Origin of the sequence: Limnobacter sp. UBA3528, assembly GCF_002377005.1 — a bacterium.
Taxonomy (GTDB): domain Bacteria; phylum Pseudomonadota; class Gammaproteobacteria; order Burkholderiales; family Burkholderiaceae_B; genus Limnobacter.
On sequence record NZ_DFOZ01000001.1, the window covers coordinates 48,373 to 66,497 of the forward strand.

The 18,125-nt window shown below is 51.5% G+C and carries 13 protein-coding genes and 1 tRNA gene; 7 read left to right on the plus strand and 7 right to left on the minus strand.

Annotated elements, in window-relative coordinates; genetic code table 11:
- Nucleotides 1-12 precede the first annotated feature (12 nt).
- Nucleotides 13-1,410, minus strand: a complete 1,398-nt coding sequence (locus B4N58_RS00255) for a response regulator (RefSeq protein ID WP_291744802.1) — start codon at nucleotides 1,408-1,410, stop codon at nucleotides 13-15.
- A gap of 259 nt (nucleotides 1,411-1,669) precedes the next feature.
- Between B4N58_RS00255 and B4N58_RS00260 the strand changes: the two genes are divergently transcribed.
- From B4N58_RS00260 to B4N58_RS00270, 3 genes are all read left to right on the plus strand, one after another.
- Nucleotides 1,670-2,698 (plus strand): hypothetical protein, encoded by a 1,029-nt coding sequence (locus B4N58_RS00260; RefSeq protein WP_291744804.1) that lies wholly within the window; start codon nucleotides 1,670-1,672, stop codon nucleotides 2,696-2,698.
- 79 nt (nucleotides 2,699-2,777) lie between these two features.
- Entirely contained in the window at nucleotides 2,778-3,818 is a 1,041-nt protein-coding gene (locus B4N58_RS00265) for a putative solute-binding protein (protein WP_198006820.1), read from the plus strand.
- A 130-nt stretch (nucleotides 3,819-3,948) separates the two neighbouring features.
- Nucleotides 3,949-6,648 carry a TRAP transporter large permease subunit gene (locus B4N58_RS00270; protein ID WP_291744807.1) on the plus strand — a complete coding sequence of 900 codons (2,700 nt, stop codon included), beginning with the start codon at nucleotides 3,949-3,951 and terminating at the stop codon, nucleotides 6,646-6,648.
- A gap of 56 nt (nucleotides 6,649-6,704) precedes the next feature.
- Here the strand turns inward: B4N58_RS00270 and B4N58_RS00275 are convergent.
- Nucleotides 6,705-6,779 (minus strand) — tRNA-Arg (locus tag B4N58_RS00275).
- A 220-nt stretch (nucleotides 6,780-6,999) separates the two neighbouring features.
- On the opposite strand from B4N58_RS00275, the gene B4N58_RS00280 reads away from it, so the two are divergent.
- The 3 genes from B4N58_RS00280 to B4N58_RS00290 all read left to right on the plus strand — a co-directional run bounded on the left by B4N58_RS00280 (nucleotide 7,000) and on the right by B4N58_RS00290 (nucleotide 9,273).
- Nucleotides 7,000-7,605: an RNA polymerase sigma factor gene (locus B4N58_RS00280; protein ID WP_291744810.1), complete on the plus strand. Its 606-nt coding sequence runs from the start codon at nucleotides 7,000-7,002 to the stop codon at nucleotides 7,603-7,605.
- Between the two features lie 79 nt (nucleotides 7,606-7,684).
- Nucleotides 7,685-9,016, plus strand: coding sequence for a sigma 54-interacting transcriptional regulator (locus B4N58_RS00285; RefSeq protein WP_291744812.1), 1,332 nt, complete (start codon nucleotides 7,685-7,687; stop codon nucleotides 9,014-9,016).
- Between the two features lie 38 nt (nucleotides 9,017-9,054).
- On the plus strand, nucleotides 9,055-9,273 hold the full coding sequence (locus B4N58_RS00290) for a hypothetical protein (RefSeq protein ID WP_156799595.1): 219 nt from the start codon (nucleotides 9,055-9,057) through the stop codon (nucleotides 9,271-9,273).
- Nucleotides 9,274-9,632: 359 nt separating this feature from the next.
- Here the strand turns inward: B4N58_RS00290 and B4N58_RS00295 are convergent, their stop codons facing one another.
- Nucleotides 9,633-10,004 (minus strand): hypothetical protein, encoded by a 372-nt coding sequence (locus B4N58_RS00295; protein ID WP_291744814.1) that lies wholly within the window; start codon nucleotides 10,002-10,004, stop codon nucleotides 9,633-9,635.
- A gap of 59 nt (nucleotides 10,005-10,063) precedes the next feature.
- Entirely contained in the window at nucleotides 10,064-10,639 is a 576-nt protein-coding gene (locus B4N58_RS00300; RefSeq protein ID WP_008250092.1) for an RNA polymerase sigma factor, read from the minus strand.
- Nucleotides 10,640-10,927: 288 nt separating this feature from the next.
- Here B4N58_RS00300 and B4N58_RS00305 point away from each other — a divergent pair, with 288 nt between their 5' ends.
- A complete protein-coding gene (locus tag B4N58_RS00305; RefSeq protein WP_291744818.1) occupies nucleotides 10,928-12,889 on the plus strand; it encodes a DNA topoisomerase IV subunit B in 1,962 nt (653 codons plus the stop codon).
- Between the two features lie 12 nt (nucleotides 12,890-12,901).
- On the opposite strand, the gene B4N58_RS00310 is transcribed toward B4N58_RS00305, so the two are convergent.
- The 3 genes from B4N58_RS00310 to imuA are packed head-to-tail and all read right to left on the minus strand — an operon-like array spanning nucleotide 12,902 to nucleotide 18,089.
- A complete protein-coding gene (locus tag B4N58_RS00310; RefSeq protein WP_291744820.1) occupies nucleotides 12,902-16,042 on the minus strand; it encodes an error-prone DNA polymerase in 3,141 nt (1,046 codons plus the stop codon).
- 12 nt (nucleotides 16,043-16,054) lie between these two features.
- Nucleotides 16,055-17,416 (minus strand): hypothetical protein, encoded by a 1,362-nt coding sequence (locus B4N58_RS00315; protein WP_291744821.1) that lies wholly within the window; start codon nucleotides 17,414-17,416, stop codon nucleotides 16,055-16,057.
- Nucleotides 17,352-18,089, minus strand: a complete 738-nt coding sequence (gene imuA / locus B4N58_RS00320) for a translesion DNA synthesis-associated protein ImuA (RefSeq protein WP_008250104.1) — start codon at nucleotides 18,087-18,089, stop codon at nucleotides 17,352-17,354. The genes B4N58_RS00315 and imuA overlap by 65 nt, the downstream gene beginning before the upstream one ends.
- Between the last annotated feature and the right edge of the window lie 36 nt (nucleotides 18,090-18,125).

Here is an 18,125-nt window from a genome sequence, read left to right on the forward strand (position 1 = left end):
TTCAACCCGCTTTCAGTCGCTGGCGGTGCCCTGGTTGCCTTTGAAATCTGAAATTGCGCTTCGAATTCTGTCCAACATCGCCTTGGAAGGTTTGTGTTTGGTAATTTGACTGGCCAGTTCATAACCTTTGGTGTCCATGCTCACCGCAAAACACAATTCCAACAGGCTGGTCAAGGTTTCTGGTTCCAGCGTGGGAAGCACATCTGAATTGTTCTCGAAAAAGGCGACCAGTTTGTCGTTGGCCTTCACTCCACGGCCATCGGCGATGTCTTTTTGTATGGCCATCATGGCGCGCGCAAGGTCAAGTTCAGCCGAGTTTACTGTGCTGCGCATTTTGGCAGTCAGCTTCTCCGCCTCTTCATGTCGACCTTCTTTCACATAAATTTTTGAAAGCTGGAGGTAGTCGTGGATTTGGGAAAGTGAGGTGTTTCTTGAACGGTCAATTACTTTCGTCAAATAGTTTTTAGAGCGGGTATTGTCACCAATCCGAACGGCCAGGTCGGCCAGTTTGCGCAAGCGGGTTGTTGATGAAAGCGCCTTGGCTCCCATTTTCTCCAGAATGTCCAGGGCATCTGCGGGGCGGTTTTGTTCCCAGAGTACGTCTGCAAACAGGTCGCTTGCTGCGAGGTATTCCGGGTTTGATTTCACGACTTCGCTGAGCAGTTCATTGGCCTCTTCAAACTGTTTCTTTTCAAGATTTACTTTGGCCAGTAACAACTGCATCCAGGGCTTGGGGGCTTTCTCAAGTTTAGCGAGTAATTCATGCTCGGTTTTTTCGTACAGCGCAGACCTGTAAAACGACTCCACACGCATGCGTTCCAGTTCATTCAAGTATTGGGGAAATTTGGATTCCAGGTCCTCGCAAATACCCGGTACTTCTTGAAAGCGCTCCTCAAACATCGAGCGGTAGGCCTCGGCGAGCCGAATCTTCCGGTTGAATATTCGAACCACGCGATCGGACAGCGTCGACGCGGTGAACGGTTTGATCAGGTAATCGTCGGGCTCAAATTCGGCTACCGCGACCACATTGCCGTAACTTCGCTCACCGGTCACCATCATGAATGCGGTATTCCACGCCAGTTTTTTATTCACGCGAAGGTCTTCTAGCAATTGTTGGCCATTGCGGTCACCTTCCAGTTGGTATTCACACACAATCAGCGCGAATTCGCGAGAGCTCAAGTGCTGTTCAACCTCGGAAACCGAGCTGGCGAAAATAACTGACTTGGCGCCCAATTGAGAGAGTTGATCTTGAAGCGCACGGCGAGTCGCCAGCGCAGAATCCACCACCAGTGCCGTTTTCCCCTTCAGCGGCGTCATGTCTTTCACGGCCTGCTTCATTCGATCAGGTTTGCTTGGGCTGTCCTTTGCAGTTGTGTCAGTGTTGTCTGCCGGTAGGTCAATCTGCATCATGAATTTCAAGAGGGCAACATGGAGATACTTTATTCTCCGCGCTTTTTAACAATTTATTGCCTTCAATTGCGGGGTGTTTTGGCATCTTTCTTCGGGTTTGGTGGGTTAAATAGAATGACGCTTCTATTAACAACTGTTTACTTTCCCTTGGATGGGTGAATATTTCATGGTTTAATAACGTGCGCAAACCTTGTTACTCAAAGGTCAAATCCAAATATTGACTAGGCAAGGTATAAAAGAAAAATCAACGGAGACATCAATGATCAAAGCTGGCGTATGGCGTGTATTGGCCATTTCGGGAGTGGTTGCATTTGCGGCAGGTTGCGCAAGCGTCGAAAGAGGTGCTACAAACCTTGCGATTAACTTGATTGAACGCAGAATTATTCCCCCCCAGCTTGAAATCGATGATGTCGACATGGCCTGTCGATTCGCCACAGGCAACTTCCCCCTCATTTCTGGGGGCACCCGCGCATTCGGTGGTGACCCACAGCTTCTTGAATCCCTCTTGCTGGTGTCCTCAGCCGCCTGTTCTGAACAGCGCGCAGTGGAAGAAGAGTTGCGCTACCTGCGCGCCTCCAAGCAGAACAACATTGAAGAAGCGCAAGATGCCCGAATCGGCCAGAAGCGCTTGCTTGAAATTACAGCACGCCGCCAGTTGCGGGCGTTTGAAGCCATGCGCAACAAGCTTGAAGACAAGTACAACTTTGAGTACGGTGAAGGTTGCCCCGAGTTTGAACGTGATTTTGATGAGCTGACTTACTTGCTGGGCACAGTGGCTGGTCTACAGGCTGTGGTGAACGATATTGCTTCCCAGCAGATGGTAGGCGTGCCCACTGACATTGCACCAAAATCCGAGCGTGCGCTCAAATGCATATCCAATGCCAAGTGGTGGGGTGCTCCCAACGCAGCGCGTGCTGTGGTCTGGAGTATTTTGCCAGGTGCCTCTGAGGGCAAAGATGTGTGGGGCACATTCCGCTTGTCCATGTTGATTGGCGAGCGTCAAGGCGTGCGTCTTTCTCATGTGATGTATGGCCTGTCCGCACTGGCCGTGGGTGACACCACTCGTTTCCGTGACGCCACCAAGCGTTTCGCTAATGTCAAAGATTTCAAACCAAGCGAGCAATATGCCTTGGTTGAAGGTATTTCCGTTGCTGTGATGACCAACCTTTCCGACCGTTACTGGACTGAAAACGTAGGTACTCGCACCCCTGTGGGCAGCATGGGAAAATATTGGGATGAAGAAGCCGCAATGCCTGCAGGCATGAATGTGGACGACTTGTTGAACTAAGTTTTTGCTCACAGCAAGCCTTGGCCACACTCTAGCGATTGGTACAAGGCGCAGAAACACAATTTTGGGAGACCAGACAATGACATTTAAAATGAAAGCAATCACCGCCGGCTTTGGCTTGGCTTTGATGGCATCTGCATCACCGGCTTTGGCCAAACAAAAAGTATGTGTGTTTGACATTCTGGGCGCGGGTGGTGATGTGTTCAACTTGAGCAAAGACTACGTTCTCGCCGCCAAGGGTTTCGGCGCTGACCTGCACCTGGAGGCTTTTACAGACGAGAAAATCGCGTCTGAAAACTTCAAAACCGGCCAGTGCGACATGCTGGTGGCCACCTCGTTCCGTACACGTGCTTACAATTCCGTGGCTGGTTCGATCGATGCCCTGGGTGCTGCTTCTGTCGTGAAAGACGGCAAAGTGGACATGGCTTTGAGCTATGAAGTGGTCAAGCGCACCATTCAACTGTTCGCCAGCGAGAAAGCGGACACATTGATGACACAAGGTAATTACCAAGTGGCTGGTATCATTCCTTTCGGTGCTGCCTACCTTTACGTGAAAAGCCGCGACATCAATTCCGTTGAAAAGCTGGCTGGCAAGAAAATCGCCTCGTTTGATTACGACTCAGCCCAGAAAGAAATGATTTCCAAAGTGGGTGCTTCGCCCGTGTCTGCTGACATTTCCAACTTTGGTGCCAAGTTCAACAACGGTTCTGTAGACATTATTGCTGCGCCCGCAGCCGCCTACAAACCACTGGAACTGTACAAAGGCTTGGGTAGTGCTGGAGCCATCGTTCGCTTCCCGGTTGCTGTGTTGACCTATCAAGTAATTGTCAACAAATCCAAGTTCCCTGAAGGTTTTGCCCAGAAGTCTCGCGACTACTGGTTCAAGAAATTCCCGGCGGGCATGCAAATCATTACCAACGCCGAGAAGGGTATTCCCAACGGCGCCTGGATGGACATTCCAGCGGCTGACTCTGTGAAGTACACGATTTTGCTGCGTGAGTCACGTGTTGCTTTGGCCAAGGGTGGTTCATATGATCCCAAGGCTTTGAACATCATGAAGCAGATTCGTTGCAGCGTGAACCGTGCAGACTCCGAGTGTGCAACAAAGACCGAGCTGTAAAAAAAAGGTGGGCCCTATTCGCCCACCTGTTGCCTTTGATGTAAAGGGGCTTGCCGTTGCCCCTTTTTTATTATCTTAAATAGCTAATTAGATCAGTCAATCAGTCGATTGACGCTGATAAGGATCCGTTATGCAGAGTTCCGCCGGCAAAAAATGGTTTGGTCGCACGCCATCTGAATGGCTCTCCAGCCTCCCGATTTTCTCACTGTTGTTGCTTACCCTGATCATTGGTACCGGTGAAATGGTGCACGGCCAGCTCTTGCGGCTTGGCGAGCGCATGTTCGGTGATCCTGAAAACCAGGTTCAGTACTTTCTCCTTCGTGCCGATCCCTCTGCACCCACTTGCGAAGCCAACCCCGATATTGATGCACTGGTGGCTAAACAGGTTGCCGACGCAGAAAGCGCACCCAAATCGGATCTCGATTTGTTGTTTGGCGATGTTGCCATTGACCCCAATGAAATTCGTGCATCGCTTGAAGCCGCCCGTGATCAGTGTCGCGAGCGCTATGCTGTGTATGAGCGGGTGAGCAAGGCCATTACGCCTGAAGTGGAAGTGTTCCGCGAAATTGAAACCGGCTTCTTCGGTATTTTCAAGTTCGGCACGGAAAACCGCCCATTGATTTTGTTGATCATGGTTGCCATTGCAGCCATTTCAACCACCAAGCATTTCCACCACATCAGCCTGCGCCCGCCGCGCACCAAGAAAGACTTTCAGGTCTATTCTCTGGCCATGCTGGGTGCCAACTTGCTGATGACTATTTCAGCCAGCTACTACCTGAAGCTTCAATACGACTCGGGTGTGGCGGTTGAAAATCCGCTGATTAGTATCATTGCGATCGCCCTTTTTGCCGCGCTTTCTTTCATCAGTTTGAAAGATGTACTGAAAATTCCCGCGCAAGCCGAGGAGGGTGGCAGCTACGGCCTGGGTCTGTTGAGTATCCCGTTGTACGCCTTTATGGCTCTGAATGCGGGTATCAACTTTTTCATGGACGATTACATCGCTGGTTTGGCAATTTACTTCGGCCAAATTACCGAGCTGTCGAGTATTTTCCTGAATCTGGCCCTGTACTTGTGGGCTGGTATGTTGCTCAAGCAAACCCGCGTGGTTTCCTTGTTCATGGATATTCTGCGTCCCTGGAAACTACCACCCGAAGTGTTCACCTACATTGTGTTGCTGGCCGCTGCGGTACCCACGGCCTACACAGGCGCTTCTGGCGTATTCGTGATTGCTGCTGGTGCGATTGTGTACCGTGAAGTATTGGCAGTCGGCGCACGTCGTCACTTTGCCTTGGCAGCAACGGCCATGTCGGGATCTCTGGGTGTTGTATTGCGCCCCTGTTTGCTGATTGTGGTGATTGCGGCTTTAAACAAGGAAGTCACCACCAGCGAATTGTATGGCTGGGGTCTGTTCGTGTTCATCCTGACCTCGACCATTTTCATGATTATCGCGCTGCTGAAAGCAGAAGGGCGCGTGACTGAACGTGCAAAAGCCAAAGAGGCTTTGCCACAGTCGCTGCGTGCCTTGGTGCCAGTTTCACCCTACATCGTGATCGTGATGTTGGTGATTTTCGGTTACGAATATCTGCTGGACACCAAGCTCGACGAGTTCACTGCACCAGTGATGTTGCCAGTGATCATGTTGTTCGTGATTATTTTCGACAAGCTGCGTGGTGGTCCCACCAAAGTGGGTGGAGACACACCCGCGGAGAAGAAAAAGAATCAGGGTCTGGAAATGGCGGTGCGCAGCGCTACAACAGAAACGATTGGTCACATTGGCGCCCTTATCATGTTGATGGCCCTGTCCATTAGCGTAGGTGGCATGATCGAACGCTCTGGCTTGATGAGTATTGTGCCTGCTGAAATGGGCAGTATCTGGATGGCGTTGACTATCTTCATGTTCATGATGGTATTCATCGGCATGGTGATGGATCCCTTTGGTGCGGTTATCCTCGTGTCGGCCACGGTCGCACCAATTGCCTACAGCAACGGCATTCACCCTGTTCACTTCTGGATGATTGTGATTACCGCGTTTGAGTTGGGTTATCTGTCTCCGCCTGTCGCGTTGAACCAGCTGCTTGCAAGGCAGGTGGTTGGCGAAGAAGAAATGGACAAAGCCGCCGAGGAAACAAAGCACAAGCCTTTCTACTATCGCTACGAGCGCTGGTTGCTGCCCGTGTACACCTTGTTTATCGGCTTGCTGATTGTGACGTACGGTGGTCAGGCCTTGATCAACAATGCAGACGGTTTAAAGCCAGTCAGTCACTTCCTTGGGCTGGACCAACTTCGCCCTGCAGTGCTTGACCAATCGCCCCCACCGGCTCCTGAACCTGCGCCTGCCGCTGAACCCATGGTCGATCCTGTTGTAGATCCGGTGACAGATACCATGCTTGATCCGACTCTACCGCCAGCAGACGATTTACTGGGCGGAGAGCCGCCCGCAGCGGCGGCTGCTGCAACACCTTCGGCAGCGCCGGCTGGTCCAAGCCCGGCTCAGCTTCAGGTCGAGGTGACTGAAGTGGTTAGCAACTGGGCGGCAGCCTGGAGCGCACGGGATGTTGAGGGTTATCTCAGCTTCTACTCCGCCAATTTCGAGTTGCCTGGTGCGCAGAGCAGGGCGCAATGGGAAAGCCAGCGTCGTGCCCGAATCGCCAACAAGTCGAGTATTGAGGTGGACATCAGCAACCTGAATGTTCAGGTCAATGGTGAAGAAGCCACTGCCGAGTTTGATCAGGCTTACAAAGCTGATAAGTACTCTGACAATGTTCGCAAGACATTGCGCCTGAAGAAAGAAGACGGTCGCTGGAAAATCGTGACCGAGCAGGCCAGCTGAACAAGCCGGCGTGCGAATGAAAAAGCCCCTGACCAATCAGGGGCTTTTTTTATGCCTGGTCTCGCGGACAGGAATCGAACCTGTATCTAAGCCTTAGGAGGGCCTCGTACTATCCATTGTACTACCGCGAGATCAGCGCATTTTACACTGCAACTGGAGTCGGCCTGCACCGGGGCTTGTGATGATTTATAGATTTTGCTTGGCCCAGCGCTGTAAATTTAGAAAAAATCCAATGCATACCGAGAGTTAATCAATAAATACGCCATGAAATCAATTGGTTAAAGTTTGCCTGATCCTGGCATGCACACTGCACAACGCTTGTTACCACACACAAGTAAACAGAGGCAGGCCATGGAACACAACGCAAACTTACAGCAGTTCGAAATCACCGTTTCGGCCACAGAGGAAAATACGCTTACTCCATTGAGTCCAGCACAATTGGGCGAACTGGAAGCCTTGTTGAAATCACAGCAATCCCGCTTAAAGCACTTTGTACGCAAGCATCTTCGCCGTGAAGATTACGTGGATGATCTCATTCAGCAAACCCACATGGCTGCATTTCGCAACTGGGCCGGTTTTCGTGGCGATTCCAAGCCTGAAACCTGGTTATTTGGCATTGCATTGAACCTGGTTAAGAACTTTCGTTACCGCGACACCAGTTTTCGTTTTCAAGGCGATGATTTCGACGAGCAAATCAGCCTGATTCCTGCCGACTCCATTTGTGAGCCAGAAGAATCCCTGATGCGCCAGGAACGCATGGAATCCTTGAAATCTGCAATCGATCAACTCCCAGGCAAAATGCAAACAGTGGTTCAGCTGGTTTTGCTCGAAGGTTTGACTTATCAGGATGCCGCACTTGAACTGGATTTGCCAATTGGTACAGTTCGCTCTCGCCTCTCGCGCGCGCGGGACATGCTTAGGGTGGAGGTGATGGGGCAGTCAGAATCACAGCATTGACTAATCCCAAGGGGTGATTTCAAGCGATTGCACAGCCCTCACAATGAGTCTTGTCCATTTCATTGTGCAATCGCCACCAATGACCGAGTTAACGCTTTGCATCGAATCCCCCGAACTGAAAAGCAGACTGCGCGCTGCAGCATTGTTGATGCAGGCTAGTGTTCACGAACTTTCGTTGGCCGACCTGTTGGGTAAACGAAGCTTACCGGCGCACTGGTTACTGGTGGATCAGGGTTTGGAGCAGCTTGGCGATTTAATTGAGCACTTCAAAGCGCACGGCAGAACGCCAGAAACACAAATTATTCGTTTTATCGAGAAGCCCTGGCAAGAGTACGTGTATCACGACATTCCCATTTTTGCCTCAATTGTGCACCCGGCCAACCCATTGGCTGCAGTTCAGGTACTTGAGAAACTGATACGCACCAAACCATTCCAGTGTGGTAAAAAACCCTTGCCCAACGACAACTTGGGGCCATACAGCGATGAATTTGTTCGTTCGCAACCCATGCGCCACGCTGTGGCCCAACTTCAGCGCTTAAAGCAACTACCTGTCGACACGGTGTTGCTCGGGCCGACTGGCGCTGGCAAAGACACTGCTGCACGTTGGCTGCATGCACATTCCGGGCTTAAAGGCGAGTTTGTACACGTCAATTGTGCCGCTTTGCCAGAACAACTTTTTGAAGCGGAGGTGTTTGGGGTTATGGCCGGTGCTTTTACGGGCGCACAAAAAGACAGGTCAGGAAAGCTCGAGCTTGCACACAATGGCACGCTGTATCTTGATGAAATAGACAGCCTGCCGCTGTCGTGCCAAGCCAAGTTGTTGAATGCGCTGCAGTACCGCGGAGCGGTTCGACTGGGCGGGCATGTATTCTACAACTCGGTTTTTCGCGTCATCGCGTCGACAAAAGCCAAACTGGAAACGTTGGTTGAACAGCGCAAATTTCGGGAAGACCTTCATTTCAGGCTGAGTGTTTCTCAAGTTCGAATTCCTGCCCTGGCAGAACGGCTCGAGGACATCATTCCCTTGTACCGATTTTTTCTGAATGATGTCGCTGCACAGTTCAAGCTTGAGGTTCCAAACCTGGAGCTCGAGGATATGGACGAGTTGTTGAGTCGACCATGGCCTGGCAATGTACGTGAGTTGCACGCATTCGCGCAGCGCCATGTAATGGGTTTGGGTACACCTGGTGCAGTGCCATTGAGCGGGCCACATGCTGGCCTGAAACAGCGTTTGCTGGCTTTCGAGAAGGCAGTTTTGATACAGACACTTCAGGCACACGATGGGTGCGCGCGCATGGCCAGTGAAAGTCTTGGCATTCCCTTGCATTCCCTGTACTACCGCATGAAACGTTTCGATTTGCTGGAGAAAACCGGGAACCATTCAGACTACAAAACCACTCAATTGTCATGAAACGACGTTTATTGGCCCGCTGCCTGTAACTACTAAAAATGATTAATCCAAACACTCCGTCAATACAGACTGCTTCTTTACATGCGAGTGGCAATGCCAAGCCAACTGGCTCTGCTGTACGCAATACCTTTAAGTCCATTCTTTCTGAACTCAATGCTCGTCCCATGAAACCACTTGCCTTGCAACGTTTCGCAGGCCTGGCTGCGCCCCGTGGTCTTGCGCAGCAAATTCACAGCGACACTGCTGGTGTTGTTTAGGTGCACCCACAATCCATGTCGCCAAGTCATCCTTCGAACTGGTTTCTAATCGATGAGCAACCCGTTGAGGGCCTGGGGCATGGAGAGCTATTTCAGTCCTCTTTATGTCCATCTGATTTTCAAGCCACGCTTGTACTGAATAACTATGAAAGTAATTGTCTGCGAGACTGGCTTTCACAGCGTTGGCTTGCAAAGTCTCTGGAACAAAACCGTATTTTTGAAGCTGATCAGTCTGGTCTGCTTGTTTCCAAGGCCATGTCGGCCGCCAACTTGCTAGATGCAAAAGAAAGATTCGAATTCTGGTTGAAGTCAGTTTCAGTCGATCGGGCCAAGGCTACACAAAGCCGAGGCTGATTGCTCTATGTTGCGCCCTTGTGCTGAAAGTAGGTTTGCTTGTAGGCAAAGGCAACATGAACAAATCCCTGAAACTGGGTCATGATGATATCGTTGTTCTCGCTCACAATTTCGACACATAGGCGTAGGCAGTTGTCGTGGTTTGAAATGGCAGTTGATACACCATCGGGCATGTCGTTTTTCAATTCACCGAATAGGCTCAAAGCCAACTTGATTTGATTCTCCTGAACCTGTAACGACTTGCCCAAGCTGAAAATTCTTGCGCTTACCCGGCAATCGGTGCCGCCAAGGTGCTGCAACTCAACAGTGAAGTTTTTTTCGAAATCAATTCGATATCCGTCGGTTGCAGCACATTGCTCGGTATCGCCAGCGCTCATTCCCAAAGATTCCAGAATTTTGTTGAGTGCACCATATCGGATCGCCAAATTTGCGTTCATCAGTCCATGTAAAGGTCGTAGATTGATTTCAATTGGGCACGCGATCTAGAAATGCGTGAGCGAACAGTGCCAATCGGGATGCCTAAAATATCCGCGGCCTCCTGGTAAGAATTACCATGCTGAACCACCAGAATCAGGGTTTCACGCAGATCATTGGGCAAGTTGCCGATGGCCGACTCCAGTTTGATACTGAACTCGTTTTTCATACAGTGTTGCATGGGGTCTGACCCCTCGGCTTGTTCCAGTTCAAGGTCCTCATCCGAGGTGAAATGAAACTTGTACTGTGGGGAACGGCGTGCTGTGTTTCGAATAATGTTTAATGCGATGCCGAACAGCCAGGTGGCTCTTTTTGCATCACCTCGAAAACTGTCCCAGCAGCAGTAAGCTTCAATCAGGGTTTGCTGGAAAATGTCTTCAACTGCATTTTCATCACGAAAATGTTTGATGATAAAGTTACGCAACCGCTTTTCCTGCTTGGCAACCAACAATTCAAACTCCGAGCGTGTTGTTTCCAGATTCGCCCTTGAGCACCTTTGAATAGAGGTGATCTTTAACTTGGGGGCAATCGGTTTCATGTCGAGCCTCTCTACTTGAAACGGAAGTGGAATCATGGTCGGCCTTGGCGAATTGTTTAAATAACGCCACAGCGTATCAAGGCTGCAAAAAGTCCGAATGAGGTGTCACCATGGATAGGGGGTGGGGTGACATGCTGCTTTATTTGCCTTGAAATGTGTGCTAACCACGCTGTACAAATTTCCTATCATGGTCATGAGTGTTGGCACGGCTACAGATGGTTCCAGCACTGCCCGAAATGTGTCCAAATTATTGGTATCATCAAGCGGTCATTGAACTTTCAGGTTGTTATGAGCCAGTACCAAGAATCGTCCATCCGCGTCCTTAAAGGGCTGGAACCAGTCAAGCAACGCCCCGGCATGTACACCCGCACCGACTGCCCCTTGCATATTATTCAAGAGGTCATCGACAACGCGGCCGATGAGGCCTTGGGCGGTTTTGGTTCACGAATTACGGTGACCATTCACACGGATGGCAGCGTGTCGGTGCAGGATGAAGGGCGGGGTATTCCAATCGGCCTTCACCCCGAAGAAAAGGTGCCGGTGATCGAACTGGTATTCACCCGCCTGCATGCAGGGGGCAAATTCAACAAGGCCGATGGCGGCGCCTACCGTTTCTCCGGTGGCCTTCACGGCGTGGGCGTGTCGGTGACCAATGCTTTGTCGACCCGGCTTGAAGTGAGCGCGGTGCGTGACAAACAGGTGGGCACCCTGGTGTTCAGTGGCGGCGATGTGATCGAGCCTTTGAAAGTTCGCCCCCAAACCGGCAGTGACCCCAAAAAAGGCACCACCGTGCGCGTGTGGCCCGACCCCCAGTATTTTGATTCGCCAGTGTTGCCGCTGAATGAAATGGATCGCCTGTTGCGCAGCAAAGCCGTGTTGCTCAAGGGCGTTGAAGTGGTGTTGGTGACCGAGAAAACCGGTGAAGCCAAACGCTGGAAATTTGACGATGGGTTGCGCGGATTTCTAAAAGAGGAGTTGCTGGACCGCGAGTTGGTGGCCCCCATGTTCAGTGGTGACCTGAGTGTCGATGTTCTACGCGATGAAGGATTCGCAGAGGGCGAGGGCGCAGCTTGGGCCTTGGCTTTTGTGGCGGAGGGCACACCCGTGCGGGAAAGTTATGTGAACCTGATTCCGACTTCTGCAGGTGGCACGCATGAATCGGGTTTGCGCGAGGCCGTGTTTCAGGCCATCAAGGCGTTTTGCGAAATGCATTCACTGATGCCCAAGGGGATCAAGTTAATGCCAGATGACATTTTTTCAAAAGCCAATTTTGTGTTGTCGGCCAAGGTGCTCGATCCGCAGTTTCAGGGGCAAATCAAGGAACGCTTGAACAGTCGCGACGCGGTGCGACTGGTGTCGTCTTTGGTCAAGCCTGCATTTGAATTGTGGCTAAACCAGCACGTGGAAGACGGTAAAAAAATTGCTGAACTGGCGATTAAACAGGCGCAGGCCCGTTCACGTGCTGCGCAGAAAGTCGAGAAGCGAAAAAGCTCGTCGGTGGCCATTTTGCCAGGCAAGTTGACCGACTGTGAAAGCACCGATATTACGCTGAATGAGGTGTTTCTGGTTGAGGGTGATTCTGCGGGGGGATCGGCCAAGATGGGCCGTGACAAAGAGTTTCAGGCCGTGTTGCCTTTGCGCGGTAAGGTGCTGAATGCCTGGGAAACTGACAAAGACCGCCTGTTTGCCAATCAGGAAATTCACGACATTGCAGTGGCCATTGGCGTAGACCCCCACGGCGTGAACGACAACCCCGACTTAAGCGGTTTGCGTTACGGCAAAATTTGTATTCTCTCAGACGCTGACGTGGATGGTTCCCACATTCAAGTGTTGTTGCTCACCTTGTTCTACAAACATTTCCCAGCGCTGATTCGAAGCCAGAATTTGTATGTGGCCAGACCACCGCTATTCCGTGTGGACGTGCCTGCTCAGGGCAAAAAGCCGGCACGAAAACTGTATTGCCTGGACGAAGCTGAGCTGTACGCCGTGCAAGACAAGCTGGGCAAGGAAGGCGTGAAAGAGGCGAACATCAAGATTTCCCGCTTCAAGGGTTTGGGCGAAATGAATGCTGAGCAACTTTGGGAAACCACATTGAACCCGGATACACGCCGTTTGTTGCCTGTCACCTTGGGCAGCATGGATGTGAACGAAACCAACGCCATGATGCACATGCTGATGGGGCGCACAGAAAGTGGCGCACGCCGCACCTGGCTCGAGGACAAAGGCAATTTGGTGGAAGTGGATATCTAATCCTTTCCCTGTTTACTTAAAATCGCGCGAGGGTGTTTGCAGTTGTGCAATCAGGTGGGTGTAGTCCACGAGCCTTCGCGCTACCAAGTTGCATACTTCACCTTCGCGTTGCCAAATACCAAACACACCCATAATTTGCGCATTGCGCAGAACCTGGCGTTGTTCTTCGGCCAGGCTGTTCCAGACAATCACATTCACATTGCCTGTTTCATCTTCAAGATTTAAAAACACCGTGCCGTGTGCAGTGGCTGGGCGTTGCCGGTGCGTCACAATGCCACAGGCCCGTGCCAGCCTGCCGTTTGGGTAAGTACGCAATTCTTCAACCTGTTTTATTTTGTAGGGTGCCAGTTGTTGGCGTAAAAATGAAATAGGGTGGTGCTGAAGGCTTGAACCTGTGGCGCGGTAATCGGCCAACATGTCCTCCAGTTCACTGGCTTTGGGCAATTCAAGCGGTGTTTCATTGCTGCGGGTATTGCTCAGCAGGTTTGTATTGTTTGCGTTGTGACGAATGCCACTTGTTTCCGTTGCTGCGGTTTGCCACACGGCTTGGCGGCGGTGCCCGGCGAGTTTTTCCAGTGCATTCGCATCGGCCAGTGCAAGTAAGTCACCACGGTCAAGCCGGGCACGTTTGGTCAAGTCTTCCACACTTTCAAACAACCCTTTCTCGCGGGTTTGAACAATGCGCAAAGCAGCGTCGTGTTTCAGCCCGTTCACCCGGTTTAAACCCAAACGAACTGGCAGAAAATCACCTGTGCAATTTTCAAGTTGGGTTTCAAGGGGGCTGCACTGCACATCCACAGGCAGTACCGTGACACCATGCCGTTGCGCGTCTTGAATCAGCTGCGAAGGTGCATAGAAACCCATGGGTTGTGCATTGAGCAAACCGCACAAAAATGCATCAGGGTGGTGGCATTTCAACCAGGCCGATGCATACACCAGCATGGCGAAACTGGCGGCATGGCTTTCCGGAAAGCCGTATTCACCAAAGCCCTCCATTTGTTTGAAAATACTTTCAGCAAACTCCCGGGTATACCCACGTTCCAACATGCCATTCACCACCCGTTCGTAAAAATGGTGCAGACCACCTTTGCGCTTCCAGGCGGCCATGCCACGGCGCAATGCATCGGCCTCGCCTGGTGAAAAGCCGGCCGCCAGAATAGCAACCTGCATCACTTGTTCCTGAAAAATAGGAACACCTTCGGTTCGGCCCAGAGCCTCTTTCAAGGCATCAGAAGGATAGTTCACGGCTTCCAGGCCCTGCCTGCGTTTTAAAAACGGGTGCACCATACCGCCTTGAATGGGGCCGGGCCGCACAATGGCCACCTGTATCACCAAGTCGTAATATTGTTGAGGCCTAAGGCGGGGAAGCATGCCCATTTGCGCGCGGCTTTCAATTTGAAATACACCCACAGTGTCAGCCTTGCACATCATGTCGTATGTTGCATTGTCTTCAGGCGGTATCGCTTGCAGTGTTCGGGGCGCATCAGGTTTTTTGTGCAGTTGGTCCAGTGTCATTCGAATGGCGCTCAACATACCAAGCGCCAGTACGTCTACCTTCATCAAACCCATGGCATCCAGGTCGTCCTTGTCCCACTGAATCACACTGCGCTCTGGCATAGAGGCATTTTCTACGGGCACCAGTTCAGTCAGGCTGTCGCGTGCAATCACAAAACCGCCTGTGTGTTGCGACAAGTGCCTCGGAAAACCAAGCAGTTCATCGGCCAAATGTACACAATGCTGCACGCCACTTTGGTGCACATCAATCCCTGCCTGAATCATGTGGTCTACGCTCATGCTGCGGCTGTAACCACCGTCTTGCGACTTGGCCAACTGTTCAACCAAATCCGTGTCCAGTCCCAAGGCTTTTCCCGCATCACGCAATGCTGATCGGGGTCTGTACACCACCACACTGGCGGCCAATGCGGCCCGGTCACGACCATATTTTTGGTAAATGTATTGAATTACTTCTTCGCGGCGTGTGTGTTCAAAGTCCACGTCAATGTCGGGTGGCTCGTTGCGCTCCCGGCTGATAAAACGCTCGAACAGTACGGCCATTTTGTCGGGGTTGACTTCGGTAATATGAAGGCAGTAACACACCACTGAATTGGCGGCAGAACCTCGGCCCTGGCACAAAATATTTCGCGACCGGGCAAAACGGACAATGTCGTAAACCGTTAAAAAGTAAGCCTCAAATTGCAGCTCTTCAATCAGTTGTAATTCATGTTCAATTTGTTTTTTAACTTTGGCAGGTACATTGCTGCTGTAGCGTTGGGCAGCGCCTTCTTCTACAAGTTGACGCAAGTATTGTGTAGGTTCCAGGCCTTCTGGGCTTATTTCACGGGGGTATTGGTAGCGCAACTCATCCAGTGAAAATACACACTGTGCGGCCAGCGTTACAGTTTGTTGCAGCAAACGGTGCGGGTAAGTTTGGGCAAGTTGCTGCAAAGGTTGCAGACACCGTTGCGCATTCGTTTCCAGAAATGGCTTTGCGTCGTTCAGCTTGCAGTTCAAGCGAATGGCAGTTAGCACGTCATGCAGATTTTTTCGTTCACTTGAATGCATAACTGGTAAGTTACTGGCCATGAGTTCAACACCGTGCAAGTGGGCCAATGCCTGCAGGTATAGTAGCCATGGCCTGTCGAATCCACGGTGCTGCAAATTGCACACCACATGCAAGCGGCCAGTGAAACGTTTGGCACACCAACTTAACAAGGCAGTAAAATTTTCCTTGCTGCGTTCGTCGGGCACCAATAACAATTGCAGTCCAGGTGGAATATCAGCAAGATCGTCGCGGGTGAACAAGTAGTCGCCTTTGGTGGCACGGCTACGGGCCTGCGTAATCAGGCGGCACAAGTGGGTGTAGCCAGTTTTATTTTTTACAATCAAGGCAATGCGTTGGCCAGCAAATGCGCTGCTGCGTGCAAACACAAACTGTGCACCCACCAGCAGCTGAATGCCACATTCTTTGGCGGCCTGGTGTGCACGAACAATGCCCGCAAGCGAACATTCATCAGTGATACCAATGGCGCTGTAACCTAACAGTTTGGCTTGTTGCACCAGTTCTTCCGCGTGCGATGCGCTTTTCAAAAAACTGAAGTTGCTCAAGGCCAGTGTTTCAGCGAAAGGCGGCAAGGCTTGCAGTGATGTGTTCATGCTAACCAAGCCCTATGCAAAGTAACCGTGCAAAAACCAGCGTGCGTCTTCTTCAAGCAGGTCTTGATAAAGCCATACCAAACTGGAATTGCTGTCCCGCGCGCAGTAGTAATCGCGTTTGCAGGGTTGTGCATCCCACCAGCCAAACTCAACACGCTCAGGGCCGCTGAGCAATTGCCAGGGGCCACCCGTTTGCCAATTCGGGGCTTTGCCTTGCAATGGTTTGGGTGTTGGCAATAGCCACAATGGGCGCGGAGTGCTGGCTGCCAATGCCGAGTTATCTAATTCGGGTGTGTGCTGGTTTTCAATTTTTTTATAGGCGGTGTTTGCAGGTTTTTGCACCGGGGTGTGCTGCAACACAAGGCTACACTCAGGCCTGGGGTCACTGTCTGTTGCTGCAAACAACACGGTTTGTTCGCCCAAGCGCGCGCGAAGAATATCGCAGGTGTTGTTCCAGTTGCGCGCGCCTTCCGCGGGGTCGGGTAAAAAACTGTGATTCACGTTGGGCAGCAATTCACTATGCGTGCATTGCACTCGCAGGTTACGTATATCGTCCTCGAATTGCATGCGCCCCAGTTGGTGGTGCAGCAGGCGCCTCCATGTGTCGAGGCAATCGGTGGCTTGCGCACTTCTCAGGTGCAAAACCTCCTCACCGTGCGTGTGAATAAAGGCCCAGTGCAATTCACGTGTGCCATGTTTTTGCTGCTTTAACCAGTTGCACACCGCATCAAGCAGTGCTTGTGCATGGTGCTCAATCAGATCAAGCCTGTCGCTGTGAAAGGGAAGTTCCTTTTCTTGCTCGAATGTATCCGCAGGTTTGTGTGGCACCGTGCTTGTGGCGAGTTTGTTTTGAACACCAAAACCTGAATCCAGTTCAGCCAATGCCTGCGCGCCAAAGCGTTTTAAGAATCCGTCGCGTGGCAAGCGCCACAAATCACCAAGGCGGCCAAAGCCGCATTGTCGCCAGGTGATTTGAAGCTTCGCATCGCAATCAAGTACAGAGATTGGCAAGGCCAGCAAACTGTTTTCATTGAAATTCAGCATGGCCAGAAAATCATCTTGATTGCCTGCAGGGGCGCTCTTGCCAAGCCACCACGCGCCAGTTGCTGTGTGGTGGTTGGCCAGTTGTAATTCACCAGGAAATTCGTCTGCGCTTTGCCACAATTGCGAAAGTAAAGCCTGTGCACCACCAAACAACCTGAAGCTGCTGTGTACCTCGACCAGCCAACCTACGTATTCATGATGCTGGTCTTGTCGCCAGCACACCACCGGGCTGTAATGCGATGCCAATTCAAACAACGAATTGGCATCAAATTGCGATTTGACTTCGCGTGGGTTGCGGGATTGTCTGTAACTCAGGGCGATCCAACGCACGAACAAGCTCCTGTGAGTGCGGGGTGTCGTGTAAAGCACCTTGCGGTTTGGGTAAATCGATTAGTACCGGTTGCTCCAGTACCGGGCCCCTGCGTTTGATCAAATGCACTCGCAGGGTGTTTGGATTTTGGGCCGTAAGGCACAAGCGCAGTGAAGCCGGGGAGGGCTGCATTTGTGCCCGAATGGGTCGAAACACAAAACTTAGCCCCTGTGAACGTGTGGCCTGGTACTGCAAGCGGCGCAACACGGTTGGGCTACACAGTGTTTTTTCTTCGGGAAGCCACATGAAAAGCGCGCCGAAGGAGTCACTTTGCAGCACTTGTTCAATGGCCCAAAGCCGATCCTGGGGTTTGTCGGTTTGAATCAAATGCACTTGGTTCAAAGCCACTCCAAACTGCTCAAATACAGGCGTGAGTGGAAGCAGCGGTGCGCCAATCAGCACCAGTTTTTTTTTCTCCAGCGTCAGCTTGCGTAACACAGGCATTAGAAAGCGAAGTTCGCCAATGCCATGGTGTTTCAGCAGCAGTTCAATCAAGTTGCGGGTGGGCCAGCCACCCCCGGGCAGTTGTTGATCAAGGGCGGAAAAACCGCTGGGTATGCGTGCACTGCTGTCGATGGCAAGCTGATGGGCGCGCCACACGCCCGGGTGAATGTTGGAAAGATCAGACGACACAACACAACTCCCCGACATTGCTTTGTAGTGCAATTA